Raw genomic sequence first — 12652 nt, 5'->3', positions numbered from 1 at the left:
GTCGTGAACCCACCGAGGGGGAGGAGGCACCGATGTGCCGGCTGTGTGACAACCCGGACAGACCCGGGTACCTGGAACGGCTTCGCGAAGGCGTGGCCGACCGTGGATGGCTCGTGCAGGGCGTGGAAGGCGCGGGGCCGTACCCGCCATGGGCCTACACGATCGGCCTGAGCGGGTACGACCTGCCCGAACTGGTCGTGACCGGATTGCCGGTGCGCCCGGCCGCCGGTCTGCTGAACGGCGTGGCAGCGCACGTACTGCACGCGTCGCCACCGTCGCCGGGCGAGCGCATCCCGCTGCAGGACGGCCCGCTGGTCGAGGTCGTCCCGCTCACGGAGCCGTCGGCGCACCTGGTGTTCGCGGCGGCGCTGTACGGCCCGGAAATCCGTGCGCTGCAACTGGTTCACGCGGACACCCAGGGGCGCTTCCCGTGGTCCCCGGACTACCGCGACGGCCGCGGTGGCCAGCCGGTCCTGGGAGTGCGCCATGAAGGCTGAATGCCGGTGCACCCGACCGGTCAACTGTTTCCCGGAACCCTCGCGGGCCGTTCACGTGCGCGTGACGCCCGTGCCGGTACGCGAGCCTGTCGTCCGGATGCGGGTGCCGCGCCTGAGAGCGCGCGTGGCGGCGTTCCGGTCAAGCGTTGCCCGGCACCGGTGGCGCGTGCCCGTCCGTGAGGCTGGTACCCGGCGCGAGCCGCTGAACGGCGTCCTCCATGTGCGCATCGAGAAGCGCCAGCGCCGTCTCTTCGTCGCCGTCCCGCAGCGCCTGGATGAGCTTCGTGTGCTCTTCCACGCGTTCTTCGACCCGCTGGTAGGTGCTCTGCAGCGCGGTGAGGCACATCCGCGTCTCGATGAGGAGCGTCCGGGCCATCCGGACGAGCCGCTTGCTGCCGGACGCGTTGATGAGGGCCTCGTGGAACCTGAGATCCGCGGTGGAGAGGGCGCTGGGGTCGTCCTCGCTCGCGGCGGTCGCCATCTCGACGACTGTCTGCTCGAGGAGGTCGGCGATCCGATCACGGTCTCCGCCACGCAGGGCGCGGAGCATGGCGGCGCGTTCGATCGCCGAGCGAGCTGCGTAGATGTCGTAGACGTCCCCGGGCTCGAGGTCGATCACGAACAGCCCGCGGTGCCGTTCGCTGCGGAGGAGCCCTTCCGAGACCAGGTGCTGCATTGCTTCCCGGAGTGGCCCCCGTGACACCTGGAACCGCGCGGCCAGCTCGGTTTCGCCGAGCTGGGTCCCGGGCGGGAGGGCGCCGGTCATGATCGCGTCGCGCAGCTGGCGCGCGATGACCGCGGCCGTCGACTCGCGGCTGACCGGTTCGATTTCGGGCAGCATGCCCGGTGGCAGGGCCATGTCAGGCAGCTCCGTCCGGCAGGTGCCGGAAGAGCGCGCCGAGCGAGCGGACGAGCCGGTGCTGCCCCGTCAGGCGCAGTCCCTCCCAGACCGTGACCTGGTTGGCGGTCAGCACGGGCTTCCGGAGCGCGGCCTCGACGGCGTTGATCTCGCCGAGGGTGCGCATCGCGGTGTCCGGCACGAGCACCGCTTCGGCGTCCGGGTGGTCGTGGCTCACGGCGAGCTCGACGACGGCTTCCGAGCTCATCGCGCCCACTTCCGCGGCGGTGATGATGTCGGCGCTGGCCATCGAGACGACTTCGATGCCGCCGGCCTTGAGGAACTCCACGAACAGCCGCGCGATGTCGTCCGGGTAGCTGGCGGCCACCGCGACGCGCTTGACGTCCAGAGCACGCGCGGCGTGCACGAACGCGAAGGAGGTGCTGGAGGCCGGGACCCCGGCGACGGCGGCGAGGCGGTCGGCCTGGTCGCGGGCGCCGTCCCAGCCGTAGACGAAGCTGCCGCTGGTGCACGCCCAGATGACCGCGGCGGGCTCGTGCTTGCCGAGGAGGGCGGCGCCGTCGGCGAGCCGGGCCTCGCTGCCGAGGTCCAGCAGTTCGGCGACAGCGTGCTTGTCGGTGCCGTAGATGTGCTCGACCGCCAGCCGGATGTCGCCCTCGTCGACGGCCGCGCCGCCGAGCAGCTGCTCGGCCAGCGGGTAGTCGTCTTCGGCCGCGTGGTCGGGGTAGATGAAGCCGATGGTGGTCACGGAACCTCCGGAGGGGACGCAAATTGTCGACAATCCTAGAGGGCCGGTCAAGGAAAACACTCACGACACGTCACGAAGCCACCTTCCGGGTCCGACGATGGGGAGGTTCATCCGGCGCAGGCACGCCCACATGGTCAGCTGGTTGGCCGTGAGCACCGGCTTGCCGAGCGCGGCTTCCAGGGGCTCGATCACGTCATAGGTCGGGAGATTCGTGCAGCTGACGAAGATCGCTTCGGCGTCGCCGTGGTCGGCGGCGAGGATGCGCTCGGCGATGGTCCGGTAGCTGACCTTCCAGATGCCGCCGCCCAGGCCGAGGTGGTCGCTGGCCACGGTCTCGACGTCCAGTTCGGCGAGGAAGCCGTGCAGGGCCTGGGTGAGATCGGCGTCGTACGGCGTGAGCACCGAGACGCGGTGGAGGTCGAGCTGGTGCAGCACCTCGGCCAGCGCGCCCGACGTGGTGACGGCGTCCGGCGCGCCGGCGTCGCAGATCGCCTTGGTCAGCGAACGCTCGTAGTCCACGCCGTTCACGAAGCTGCCCGACGTGCAGAGGTAAGCGACGACCTCGGGCTCGACGTGCAACACGTCACGAGTGGCGCCGGCCAGGTGGTGGCTGTCGCTGACGAGGCGGGCCATCTCCATGCTGACCGGCACCGGTTCGTACGGCGTGCGGGCGAGGTGGAGGGACACCTCCATCGGCACCCAGCGCCAGAGTTCGCGCTCCAGCGCGAGGTCGAAGGGGGCGATGACGCCGATGCCGCGTTGCGCCAGCGGGCCGTCGAACGCCAGGAAATCGAAATCCAAGGCTCAGCCTCCGGAATACGTCTGTACTTGACAGTCCGGTGCTCCGGGGTCGTTCCTCGGATTGTTGACAATCATACGAGTGACTTTTACCGTGTCAACGTGATCGCCTCGGAACACCGGGAAACTCCCGTCCTGGCAGTGCTCTGCGGCGAGTCCCGCCCACCGGACATGCGTGCAGTCGAATCCGGGGCGGTCGTGCGTTACACGGACGCGGCAGGTCTCGCCGAAGCGCTGTCCGGAGCAGACGCCCTCTTCGTCTACGACTTCCTCTCCACGGCGGTACCGGGGGCGTGGCACGCGGCCGACCGGCTGCAGTGGCTGCACATCGCCAGCGCGGGTGTCGACCCCGTGCTGTTCCCCGGGCTGCGCGAGAGCGACGTGGTCCTCACCAACTCGCGGGGGGTTTTCGACGACGCCATCGCGGAGTACGTCCTGGGCGTCGTGCTCGCCTTCGCGAAGGACTTCGCGCGTTCGTACGACCTGCAGTGCGAGGGCCGCTGGCTGCACCGCGAAAGTGAGCGGATCGCCGGTCGCGAGGTGGTGGTCGTCGGCACCGGGCCGATCGGCCGGGCCATCGCGCGGCTGCTGCGCGCGGCCGGGATGCGGGTGACCGGTGCCGGGCGCCGGGCGCGTACCGGGGATCCCGACTTCGGTGTCGTGCACGAGTCCGCCCGGCTCACCGAGGTCCTGCCGCACGCCGACTACGTCGTCGCGGTTGCGCCGCTGACCGAGCACACCAAGGGCATGTTCGACGCGCGCGCGTTCGCCGCGATGAAGCCGTCGGCGCGGTTCGTCAACGTCGGCCGGGGGGAGCTGGTGGTGACGCCCGACCTGGTCGCGGCCCTCGAGAACCGGACCATCGCCGGCGCCGCGCTCGACGTGTTCGACACCGAGCCCCTGCCGCCGGACAGCCCGCTGTGGGCCATGCCGGACGTGCTGATCTCGCCGCACATGTCCGGTGACTTCGTCGGCTGGCGGAACACGCTGGTCGAGGTGTTCACCGAAAACTTCCGCCGCTGGCGCGCTGGGGAGCCGCTGCGCAACGTCATCGACAAGACGCTGGGGTACGTGCCGTCGGGGAACCAGGGAGCCGGATGAACGACAGGATGCTGACCGCCAGCGAGCTCGTCGCCGCCTACGCCACCGGTGAACTATCACCGATAGAGGCGACGCAGAACGCACTGCAGGCCATCGAAACCCGCGACGGCGAGTGCAACGCGTACTGCCTCGTCGATGCCGAGCGTGCGCTGGAGCAAGCCAAAGCGTCAGAGGCCCGCTGGCGGGACGGGAACCCGATCGGCTGGCTCGACGGCGTGCCGTCCTCGATCAAGGACATGTTCCTCACCCAGGGCTGGCCGACCGTCCGCGGCTCGAAGAGCATCGACCCCGACCAGCCGTGGGACGTCGACAGCCCGGTCGCCGCGCGGATGCGCGAGGCGGGACTGGTGCTGCTGGGCAAGACGACCACACCGGAGATCGCGTGGAAGGGCGTCACCGACAGCCCGCTGCAGGGCATCACGCGCAACCCGGCCGATCCGTCGAAGACGGCAGGCGGGTCGAGCGGCGGCAGCGCCGCGGCCGTCGCGGCCGGGATGGGAGAGCTGTCGGTCGGCACCGACGGCGGCGGCTCGGTGCGGATCCCGGCGTCGTTCTGCGGCATCGTCGGGCTGAAGCCGACGCACGGCCGGATCCCCCTCTACCCCGCGAGCCCGTTCGGGCCGCTCTCGCACGCCGGCCCGATGGCGCGGTCGGTGGACGACACCGCGCTGCTGCTGGACGTGCTGTCGCTGCCCGACCACCGTGACCCGGCCGCGCTGGCGCCGCCGGTGGCGTCGTTCCGCGAGGCGGTCCGGCGGGACGTGCGCGGCCTGATCGCCGCGTTCTCGCCGACTCTCGGCTACGTCGACGTCGATCCGGAGGTGGCCTCGATCGTCGCGAGTGCGGTCCGCGCGCTGGGCGACGCCGGGCTGCACATCGAGGAGACCGATCCCGGGTTCGCCGACCCGAAGCCGGCGTTCGACATCCTGTGGTCCTCGGGTGCGGCGAAGCTGCTGGACTCGTTCCCGCCGGGTTCCGAAGAGCGCACCGACCCCGGCCTCCGCAGGGTCTGGGAGCTGGGCCGGAAGTGGACGGCGAGCGACTACCTCGACGCGACCGCCGAGCGCGCCGCCCTCGGCATCCGAATGGGCGAGTTCCACACGCGCTACGACGTGCTGATCACGCCGACCGTGCCGATCGCGGCGTTCGAGGCCGGGCACGACGTGCCGCCGGGCAGCGGCCTGAGCGAGTGGCCGGAGTGGACGCCGTTCACCTATCCCTTCAACATGACGCAGCAGCCGGCGATCAGCGTGCCGGCCGGGCGCACGTCGGCCGGGCTGCCGGTGGGCCTGCAGATCGTCGGACCGCGGCATTCGGACGACCTCGTGCTGGCCGTGGCGAAGCTGCTGGAGGAAGTGCGGCCCTGGGCGCCCGCCTGACCACACTTGAGGGTGAAACCCGGACCGGAGCGCGGCGGGCTGTGCCACTGTCGGCCGGGTGAACGCTCCAGGCTGGCAATACGAAAGAGCCATCCCGACGGTCGACGTGACCGGTGAGCCGACGCGGGTGATCGTCGGCCTGATCGAACAGGGCGACCGGCTGGCCGCCGCGCTGCGGGTGGACGACGGAAAAGCGGCGCTGGTCCCGCTGGAGACCGGCGGTGAGCTGCTGAAGGCGCTGCGCGAGACGCTGGAGAGCTGGTGGCGCCTCGACGGTCATCTGCCGGAGCCCCACGCGGGCCGGTGACGCAGTCAGCCGAGGCCGAGTTCGCCGAGCTGACGCCGGCCGGTCTCGGTGATCCGCAGCGCCCGGCCGTGCGGCCGGCGGCGCACCCAGCCGGCGTCGAGAAGCGCCGTCATGAGCGTGGCTCCCAGCGCCCCCGCGAGGTGGACGGTTCCGTGCGACCAGTCCAGGCACGCGCGCACCGCCGGTCCCGCACCCGTTGAATCGACGATGTCCAGCGCGGCCAGCAGCGGGTGGTCGAAGGTGCGGATCGCGCCCGTCTCACCCGGTGCCAGGTCGTCGACGACGCCGTCCTTGCGCAGCATCACGGCCAAGTCGATGCCCAGTTGCCCGGCCACGTGGCCGTAACACGCACGGGCGCGCAGCAGCGGCCCCGCCGGTGGGTCGGGCTGGAACCGTTCCGGCAGGCGCGGTGGGGCGAGCGCCGCCAATGCCTCCACGAGCTGGGCCACCTCCGGGCCGGCGAGTCGGTGCAGACGCCGCCGGCCCGCGTCGGTCACCTCGACGAGGCCCGTCTCGCGCAGACGGCGCAGGTGGGAACTCGCGGTGGACGGCGCGATCCCGGCGACCGTCGCCAAAGCCCGGGCAGTGTGTGCGTCGCCGTCCATCAGCTGCAGCAACATCGCCGCCCGCGCCGGCTCGCCGATGGCCTGGGCGACCGTCGCGATGTCGGGCTCGCCGGGCATGGCGCGAGCCTAACCGCGGAACGGTTCGCTCCGGATCGAACGGTTCCTGTGGCACTCTGCGGCCGTGACTGATCGCTACTTCGAGGACTACGTCCCGGGCGTCACCCACGACTGCGGGAGCGTCGAGGTGCCCGAGGCCGAGATCCTGGAATTCGCCCGGCGCTACGACCCGCAGGACTTCCACGTCGACGCGGCCGCGGCGGCGGACGGTCCGTTCGGCGGCCTGATCGCCAGCGGCTGGCACACCGCGAGCCTGATGATGCGGCTCTACGCGGAGCACTACCTGTCCCCGGTGTCCAGCCTGGGCAGCCCGGGCGTCGACGAGCTGCGCTGGCCACGCCCGGTGCGGCCGGGCGCCGTGCTGCGGCTGCGGGCCACCGTGACCGAGGCGCGCCGTTCCCGCTCCAAGCCCGACCGGGGGCTGGTGCGCACGCGCGTCGAGTTCACCGACGGCGGCGGCGACGTCGTGTTCAGCGCGAGCCTGCTGAACCTCATCCGGGTGAAGCCTGCCGGACCAGGCCACGGATCTGCGGATTGATCAGCGCGATCACCGTCGCGCCGACGATCAGCGCCGCGCCGCCGAGGAGCGTCGCGGACCGGCCGGCGTGCTCGGCCAGCGGGCCCGCGGCGAGCTGCCCGAGCGGCATCGCGACGAACGAGCCGAGCATGTCGTAGGAGTAGACGCGGGCGAGCTTGTCCGGCGGGATGTTCTCCTGCAGCGACACGTCCCAGGCGACGGCGAACTGCTCGATCGCGACGCCCGAGGCGAACATCGCGAACAGCAGCGGCAGCAGGTACGGCGTCTCGCCGAGGGCCAGCATCGGCAGGGCGTCGACCATGACGAGTGCGACGCCGATCGCGAGCATCCGCCGCGGTTGCCGGCGCGCGGCGACGATCCCGCCGAGCAGCGCGCCGGCGGTCTGCACGGCCAGCGCCAGCCCCCAGCCGGTGCGGCCGAACGTGTCGTCGGCGACCAGCGGGCCGATCACCAGCAGCGCACCCGCGTTCACCGCGTTGACGACCATGAACTGCAGCACCACGATCCAGACCCACGACCGCGCGCGGAACTCCCGCCAGCCCTCGGCGAGTTCGCCGAACGGCCGGCGACGGTCCGGCAACTGTTCGCTGCGTGGCAGCCGGATCCGGCGGTACGCCAGCTCGGCGGCGAGGAACAGCAGGGCGTTCCCGCCGAGTGCCCAGCCGGAGCCGGCGAAGGCGACGAGGACGCCGGCGAGCCCGGCCCCGGCGATCCGGCCGACGTTCGACAGCAGCCGGACCAGCGCGTTCGCCGGGGCGAGCAGCGGTCCGGGCACGGTCAACGACGTCAGCGAGGCGGCCGCCGGGAGTGAAATGGCCGAGACGGCACCGTTGACCAGGCTGAGTCCGGCCAGCAGCGGAACGGACGCGAATCCTCCGAGGACACTCGCGGCGATGGTGGCCTGCGTGAGCGCCGCGGCGGTTTCGGTGCCCTGCAGGATGACCGACCGCGGCAGCCGGTCGGCCAGCATCCCGCCGAACAGCACGAGCAGCACGTTGGCGAGCGACCGCGCACCGACGACGAGGCCGAGGTCCACAGCCGACCCCGTGAGATCGACGACGGCGAAGGCGAGGGCGAAGGGCGCGACGGCGTTGCCGAAGTAGGCCAACGTCCGGCCGGTGACCAGGGCACGGAACTGTGCTTCCCGCAGTGGCGCGAGGAGGGGAGTGGTCATCGGAGCGGCTCCGGTGAGCTCGGGCGAAGCGCGATGGCAAAAGTGCGGCCGGTCGGATGAGGTGCCCGGCCTGAATCGGCCAGGGGCGGCCGGGGTGTGGTGGCGTACACGCCCGAAGGCGAGCTTCGGAGCGCCCTGGGAACGGGAAGCGGCACACTCATCGGTGATCTCCGGCTGAGAGCTCGAACAGCGCCACGCTCGCGCTGACCCGGACTGTCCCCGGCGTTCTCGGTGGCTGCGCTGCCGCGTGCAGCTCCTCGCTCAGCGCCGTTGCCCGCTTCAGCATTCGCGCCCAGAGCTGCGGGTCTACCCACAGCTCCGCGTCCGTCAAAGACGCCGGGCGGTCCGCGGCCCGCTCCGCCGCCCGGCGGAGGAGCTCCGTTGCGATGGCCTTCGTCAGCAGCTGCTCCTCGCCCGGCTTGCGGCTCGTCAAGCGCCGGCCGGAGTCCGGGTGGTGGCGGTAGCGCTTGGCGCGGCCGCCGCGGATGTGGACCTCCTCGGCCACCTCCAGCAGGCCCGCGTCGTGCAGGCGGCGGATGTGGTAGCTCGTGTTCGCCTGCGTTTCGCCGAGTTCGCGCGCCGCTTCGGCTGCGCTCATCGCCGTGCCCGTCAGCAGGGACAGGATGCGCATGCGGAGCGGGTGGGCCAGGACCCGGAGGTGGTCGTGGGGCATACCGCCGAGCCTGCCACGACTGTCAAAGAGTTATTTGGGGGTGTCGTTGGCCGGGAAGATCGGTGCAATGGTCCGATGTCTGTGCTGTGCTGAACGCATGCGTATGACGATCTTGGGCCGCAGCGGCCTGGAAGTGTCGAAGATCGCCTTCGGGACCTGGCAGCTCGGCGGCGACTGGGGCGCCTTCGACGAGGACACCGCCATTGCGGCCATCCACCACGCCCGCGATCTCGGCGTGAACTTCTTCGACACCGCGCAGGCCTACGGCCGAGGACGGTCCGAGGTGCTGCTCGGGCGCGCCCTGCGCAACGTGTCCGGCGTCGTCATCGCCACCAAGGGCGGCATCAACCCGCGCGCCGCGCGGCCGCGTGACTCCCGGCGCGCGTGGCTGACCCAAGGGCTCGACTCCAGCCTGCGCAACCTGAACGTCGACCACATCGACCTCTACCAGGTGCACTGGCCCGATCCGGACACGCCTGCCGCCGAGGTCGCCGGGCTCATGCAGGAGTTCGTCGATGCCGGCAAGGTCCGGCACGTCGGCGTCTCGAACTACGACGCCGCGCAGCTCGAAGCTTTCGACGCGACACGCCCGGTCGAGACGCTGCAGCCGCCGTACCACCTGTTCCGGCGCGGCATCGAGACCGACTCGCTGCCTTACGCCCGCGAGCACGACATCGGCGTTTTCGTCTACAGCCCGCTCGGCAGCGGCCTGCTCACTGGCGCTCTTAGTCCGGACACGACCTTCGAACCCACCGACTGGCGTTCGAAGTCGAGTGCCTTCCAAGACGACAACCTGCGTCGCAACCTCCAGGTCGTCGACCGGCTCAAGGAGTTCGCTGCGCGTCGCGGTATCACCGTCAGCCAGTTGGCTATCGCATGGACGCTCGCGCGGCCCGGTGTGCACGCCGCCATCGTCGGCGCGCGGCGGTCCGCGCACATCGAGGCCGGCATTGCCGCCGCCGACATCGAACTGACATCGGATGACTTGGCCGAGATCGACCGCATCACCGTTGACGCGGTCCAGGTTGTCGGCGCTGCACCGGAGGGCATTGCCTAAAGCACGTACGTCGTGCCGTCCGGGGGCAGCAGCGCGCCTGCGGCCAGTACTGCGGCGTGCTCGGCCGATGCCGGGTCGAGCACCGGGTTCGTGTTGTTAACGTGCGTTAACGCCCAGCGTGGTCCCGGACGCGCGGCGATCCGGGGCAGGCTCGCGGTGATCGGCAGGTGCCCCATCGCGAGCTGGTCCGGGCCGCCGACGCCGGCCATCTCATCCGGCGCATAGAACGTTCCGTCCAGGAGCACGAGGTCCGCGTCGGAGACCAGCGCGTCGAACCCGGGAGGCCAGCTCCGCAGGCACGGCGCGTACACCAGCACGCCGCCCGTCGCCATGTCTTCGATCCGGTAGGCGACCACCCACGGGCCCTCCGCGCCGGCCGGGACGTACTTCGGTCGCTTGTTGCTGACCGGCAGCATGTCGACGCGCAGCCCGGGGATGTTAACGGCGGATAACCACGTCCAGTCACCGTAGCCGTCGACGATGGTGCGGAACGGAGACAGCGCGGACAGCACGGGCTCCGGTGCCCACACCGGGAGCCCGCCTGCCTCGCGCAGCATCAGCAGTCCCAAGCAGTGATCGAGTTCGGCGTCGGTCAGCAGCACTCCGCGCAGCGGGATCTCGCGCGGTCTGGGCCCGGCGCGCAACGCCGGCGTCCCGAGGATCTGGGACCGGATGTCCGGCGAGCAGTTGAGCAGGTACCAGCCGGCACCGTCCGCGCTGATCGCGACGCAGTCCTGCGAGCGCGGCACCAGTCCGGACGTGCAGAGCCGGCACGCGCAGTTCCACTGTGGGCACCCGCCGCCCGCCGCGGTGCCGAGCAGAATCACCTTCACCGGCGCATGACCAGGTCGGCGACGGGCGGCTCGGCGAGCACCAGGTCGACGACCCCGCGTTGCGGCGACCGCGAGCACACCGGGTCGGTCGCCGCGGCGTCGCCGGTCAGCAGGAACGCCTGACAGCGGCAGCCGCCGAAGTCGAGCCCGCGGCGGTCGCACGTGCGGCACGGCTCGGTCATCCACTCCTCGCCGCGGTAGGCGGTGAACGACGAGGAGCGGTACCAGATCTCGGCGAGCGGTGTCTCGCGGACGTTGGACAGCGAGAGCGTCGTGATCGCCGACGCCGCCGGGCACGGCAGCACGGTGCCGTCCGGCGCCACGGTCAGCTGCCGCGCACCCCAGCCGTACATGCACGGCTTCGGGTACGGCTCGTAGTAGTCGGCGACGACGTAGACGATCTCCATCGTGCCCCGCAGCCGCGCCACAGCCGCGCGCACCACCGGCTCGGCCGCCTCGAGCTGTGCACGGGTCGGCATCAATGCCGCGCGGTTGCGCAACGCCCAGCCGTAGTACTGGGTGTTCGCCAGCTCCAGCCGGTCCGCGCCCATCCGCTCGGCCAGCTCGATGATCCCGGCCAGCTGGTCGTGGTTGCGCCGGTGCAGCACCACGTTCAGCGACAGCGGCAATCCCGACGCCTTCACCAGTTCAGCGGCAGTAATTTTTCGGTCATGTGCCTTTGCGCCGGCCAGCAGGTCGGCTCGCTCCCGGGTCGCGCCCTGGGCCGACAGCTGGACGTGCGCCAGCCCGCGCTCGACGAGGTCGTCCAGCCGCGCCGCCGTCAGGCCGAGCCCGGACGTGACGAGGTTGACGTAACAGCCGAGCGCGCTCGCGTGCGCGACCAGCTCGGGCAGGTCCGGCCTCAGCAGGGGCTCGCCGCCGGACATGTGCACCTGCAGCACGCCCAGTTCGCGCGCCTGCGAAAGCACCGACAGCCAGTCCGCAGTGGACAGTTCGGCGTCCCGGGCGGTCAGCTCGACCGGGTTGGAACAATAAGGACAGTGCAGCGGACAGCGGTGGGTCAGCTCGGCCAGCAGGCCGAGCGGCGGCGTCACGTCCATGCGACGACCCGCCGTTCACCCAGCCGGGACAGCACGGACAGGACGTCCTGCGCGAGCACACCGGAGTAGCGCTGTGCAAGAGCCGTCGTGATTTCGGAGACGGACCGGGCGCCGTCGCACAGCTTCAGCACGGCGGCCGCGGTGGCGTTCGGCACCAGGACGCCTTCGGGGAACAGCAGTACGTGTGTCTCCCGGACGTGGTCGAAGGACAATCGGACACCGCGCCGCAGTTGCGGGACCGAGTCGGCGGTGATCACGCGGCCGCCCGCTCGATCGCGTCGAGCATCGACCACAGGACGTCGCACTTGAACGACAACGCCGCGATCGCGCGGTCCTGCTGCTCGCGCGTGACGCAGTGGCGCACCACGATGTCCAGGGTGTCCTTGCCCTCGCCGGCGACCTTGTCGATCCGGTTCGTGAAGTAGGCCAGGTCTTCGGGCGCGATCCAGGAGTAGTGCGCGAGCATGTCCGCGACGCGCCGCTGCATCAGGTGCCCGGCGAACATCTCGGTCAGTCCCGATGCGACGGCCTCCCACCACGGCTTGGTCCGCGCGAAGGTGACGTAAGCGTCCACAGCGAACCGGACGCCGGGGACGACGTGCCGCTCGTCGAGCACTTCGTCCCGGTCCAGGCCGACCGCGGTGCAGAGCCGCAGCCAGCGTTCGATCCCGCCGGTGCCGGCGCTCACGCCGTCGTGGTAGACGATCCGGTCGAGCCACTGACGGCGGATCTCCGGCAGCGGGCAGTTGCTGATGATCGCCGCGTCCTTCTGCGGCAGCACGCACTGGTAGTACCAGCGGTTGGCGGCCCAGATCCGCAGCCCGCGTTCGTCGAGTTCGCCCGCGTGCAGCCGGCGGTGGAACGGGTGCGTTCCCCAGTACCGGCCGGAAAGACCGCGCAGCTCGGCGATGAATGCGCTTTCCGGCAGTGGCTCGACCGGCATC

At 71.1% G+C, this 12652-nt stretch carries 16 protein-coding genes; 6 read left to right on the top strand and 10 right to left on the bottom strand.

Annotated elements, in window-relative coordinates; genetic code table 11:
* Window positions 1–32: 32 nt before the first annotated feature.
* Complete coding sequence (locus AB0M93_RS19465; RefSeq protein WP_364275301.1) at window positions 33–497, top strand: DUF4262 domain-containing protein; 465 nt, start codon at window positions 33–35, stop codon at window positions 495–497.
* Window positions 498–636: 139 nt separating this feature from the next.
* Here the strand turns inward: AB0M93_RS19465 and AB0M93_RS19460 are convergent, their stop codons facing one another.
* From AB0M93_RS19460 to AB0M93_RS19450, 3 genes are read right to left on the bottom strand one after another with little or no spacing between them, the layout of a single operon-like run.
* Window positions 637–1356 (bottom strand): GntR family transcriptional regulator, encoded by a 720-nt coding sequence (locus AB0M93_RS19460; protein WP_364275299.1) that lies wholly within the window; start codon window positions 1354–1356, stop codon window positions 637–639.
* A gap of 1 nt (window position 1357) precedes the next feature.
* Window positions 1358–2104: a maleate cis-trans isomerase gene (locus AB0M93_RS19455; RefSeq protein WP_364275297.1), complete on the bottom strand. Its 747-nt coding sequence runs from the start codon at window positions 2102–2104 to the stop codon at window positions 1358–1360.
* A gap of 60 nt (window positions 2105–2164) precedes the next feature.
* Window positions 2165–2905: an Asp/Glu/hydantoin racemase gene (locus AB0M93_RS19450; RefSeq protein ID WP_364275295.1), complete on the bottom strand. Its 741-nt coding sequence runs from the start codon at window positions 2903–2905 to the stop codon at window positions 2165–2167.
* Between the two features lie 99 nt (window positions 2906–3004).
* Here AB0M93_RS19450 and AB0M93_RS19445 point away from each other — a divergent pair, with 99 nt between their 5' ends.
* The 3 genes from AB0M93_RS19445 to AB0M93_RS19435 are packed head-to-tail and all read left to right on the top strand — an operon-like array spanning window position 3005 to window position 5689.
* Window positions 3005–4003, top strand: coding sequence for a D-2-hydroxyacid dehydrogenase (locus AB0M93_RS19445; protein ID WP_364275293.1), 999 nt, complete (start codon window positions 3005–3007; stop codon window positions 4001–4003).
* Window positions 4000–5382, top strand: a complete 1383-nt coding sequence (locus AB0M93_RS19440) for an amidase (RefSeq protein WP_364275291.1) — start codon at window positions 4000–4002, stop codon at window positions 5380–5382. The genes AB0M93_RS19445 and AB0M93_RS19440 overlap by 4 nt, the downstream gene beginning before the upstream one ends.
* Before the next feature lie 58 nt (window positions 5383–5440).
* Window positions 5441–5689, top strand: a complete 249-nt coding sequence (locus AB0M93_RS19435; protein WP_364275290.1) for a hypothetical protein — start codon at window positions 5441–5443, stop codon at window positions 5687–5689.
* A 5-nt stretch (window positions 5690–5694) separates the two neighbouring features.
* Here the strand turns inward: AB0M93_RS19435 and AB0M93_RS19430 are convergent, their stop codons facing one another.
* Window positions 5695–6372, bottom strand: coding sequence for a helix-turn-helix transcriptional regulator (locus AB0M93_RS19430; protein WP_364275288.1), 678 nt, complete (start codon window positions 6370–6372; stop codon window positions 5695–5697).
* Between the two features lie 64 nt (window positions 6373–6436).
* Between AB0M93_RS19430 and AB0M93_RS19425 the strand changes: the two genes are divergently transcribed.
* Complete coding sequence (locus tag AB0M93_RS19425) at window positions 6437–6910, top strand: MaoC family dehydratase (RefSeq protein ID WP_364275286.1); 474 nt, start codon at window positions 6437–6439, stop codon at window positions 6908–6910.
* On the opposite strand, the gene AB0M93_RS19420 is transcribed toward AB0M93_RS19425, so the two are convergent.
* Window positions 6864–8084 (bottom strand): MFS transporter, encoded by a 1221-nt coding sequence (locus AB0M93_RS19420; RefSeq protein WP_364275284.1) that lies wholly within the window; start codon window positions 8082–8084, stop codon window positions 6864–6866. The genes AB0M93_RS19425 and AB0M93_RS19420 overlap by 47 nt on opposite strands.
* Before the next feature lie 157 nt (window positions 8085–8241).
* Window positions 8242–8757, bottom strand: coding sequence for a helix-turn-helix domain-containing protein (locus tag AB0M93_RS19415; RefSeq protein WP_364275282.1), 516 nt, complete (start codon window positions 8755–8757; stop codon window positions 8242–8244).
* Between the two features lie 103 nt (window positions 8758–8860).
* Here AB0M93_RS19415 and AB0M93_RS19410 point away from each other — a divergent pair, with 103 nt between their 5' ends.
* The gene (locus tag AB0M93_RS19410; protein ID WP_364275782.1) at window positions 8861–9814 is read left to right on the top strand and encodes an aldo/keto reductase; all 954 of its coding nucleotides are present in this window, start codon (window positions 8861–8863) and stop codon (window positions 9812–9814) included.
* On the opposite strand, the gene pqqB is transcribed toward AB0M93_RS19410, so the two are convergent.
* From pqqB to pqqC, 4 genes are read right to left on the bottom strand one after another with little or no spacing between them, the layout of a single operon-like run.
* The gene (pqqB, locus tag AB0M93_RS19405; RefSeq protein WP_364275280.1) at window positions 9811–10647 is read right to left on the bottom strand and encodes a pyrroloquinoline quinone biosynthesis protein PqqB; all 837 of its coding nucleotides are present in this window, start codon (window positions 10645–10647) and stop codon (window positions 9811–9813) included. The genes AB0M93_RS19410 and pqqB overlap by 4 nt on opposite strands.
* Window positions 10644–11708 carry a pyrroloquinoline quinone biosynthesis protein PqqE gene (pqqE, locus tag AB0M93_RS19400; RefSeq protein WP_364275278.1) on the bottom strand — a complete coding sequence of 355 codons (1065 nt, stop codon included), beginning with the start codon at window positions 11706–11708 and terminating at the stop codon, window positions 10644–10646. Before pqqE ends, pqqB begins: the two co-directional genes overlap by 4 nt.
* Window positions 11699–11965, bottom strand: a complete 267-nt coding sequence (gene pqqD, locus AB0M93_RS19395) for a pyrroloquinoline quinone biosynthesis peptide chaperone PqqD (protein WP_364275276.1) — start codon at window positions 11963–11965, stop codon at window positions 11699–11701. Before pqqD ends, pqqE begins: the two co-directional genes overlap by 10 nt.
* Window positions 11962–12651: a pyrroloquinoline-quinone synthase PqqC gene (gene pqqC / locus AB0M93_RS19390; protein ID WP_364275274.1), complete on the bottom strand. Its 690-nt coding sequence runs from the start codon at window positions 12649–12651 to the stop codon at window positions 11962–11964. Before pqqC ends, pqqD begins: the two co-directional genes overlap by 4 nt.
* Window position 12652: the final 1 nt, after the last annotated feature.

The organism is Amycolatopsis sp. NPDC051102, from assembly GCF_040682815.1.
Taxonomy (GTDB): Bacteria; Actinomycetota; Actinomycetes; order Mycobacteriales; family Pseudonocardiaceae; genus Amycolatopsis.
Note: the sequence above shows the minus strand (reverse complement) of the source record. Positions and strands in the feature narration are given on the sequence as shown.

Bases quoted from the DNA above. Each gene is read 5' to 3' on its own strand.
- AB0M93_RS19465 (WP_364275301.1), top strand. From the start codon at position 33: ATGTGCCGGCTGTGTGACAACCCGGACAGACCCGGGTACCTGGAACGG.
- AB0M93_RS19460 (WP_364275299.1), bottom strand. From the start codon at position 1,356: ATGGCCCTGCCACCGGGCATGCTGCCCGAAATCGAACCGGTCAGCCGC.
- AB0M93_RS19440 (WP_364275291.1), top strand. From the start codon at position 4,000: ATGAACGACAGGATGCTGACCGCCAGCGAGCTCGTCGCCGCCTACGCC.
- AB0M93_RS19430 (WP_364275288.1), bottom strand. From the start codon at position 6,372: ATGCCCGGCGAGCCCGACATCGCGACGGTCGCCCAGGCCATCGGCGAG.
- AB0M93_RS19420 (WP_364275284.1), bottom strand. From the start codon at position 8,084: ATGACCACTCCCCTCCTCGCGCCACTGCGGGAAGCACAGTTCCGTGCC.
- AB0M93_RS19415 (WP_364275282.1), bottom strand. From the start codon at position 8,757: ATGCCCCACGACCACCTCCGGGTCCTGGCCCACCCGCTCCGCATGCGC.
- AB0M93_RS19410 (WP_364275782.1), top strand. From the start codon at position 8,861: ATGACGATCTTGGGCCGCAGCGGCCTGGAAGTGTCGAAGATCGCCTTC.
- pqqE (WP_364275278.1), bottom strand. From the start codon at position 11,708: ATGGACGTGACGCCGCCGCTCGGCCTGCTGGCCGAGCTGACCCACCGC.
- pqqC (WP_364275274.1), bottom strand. From the start codon at position 12,651: ATGCCGGTCGAGCCACTGCCGGAAAGCGCATTCATCGCCGAGCTGCGC.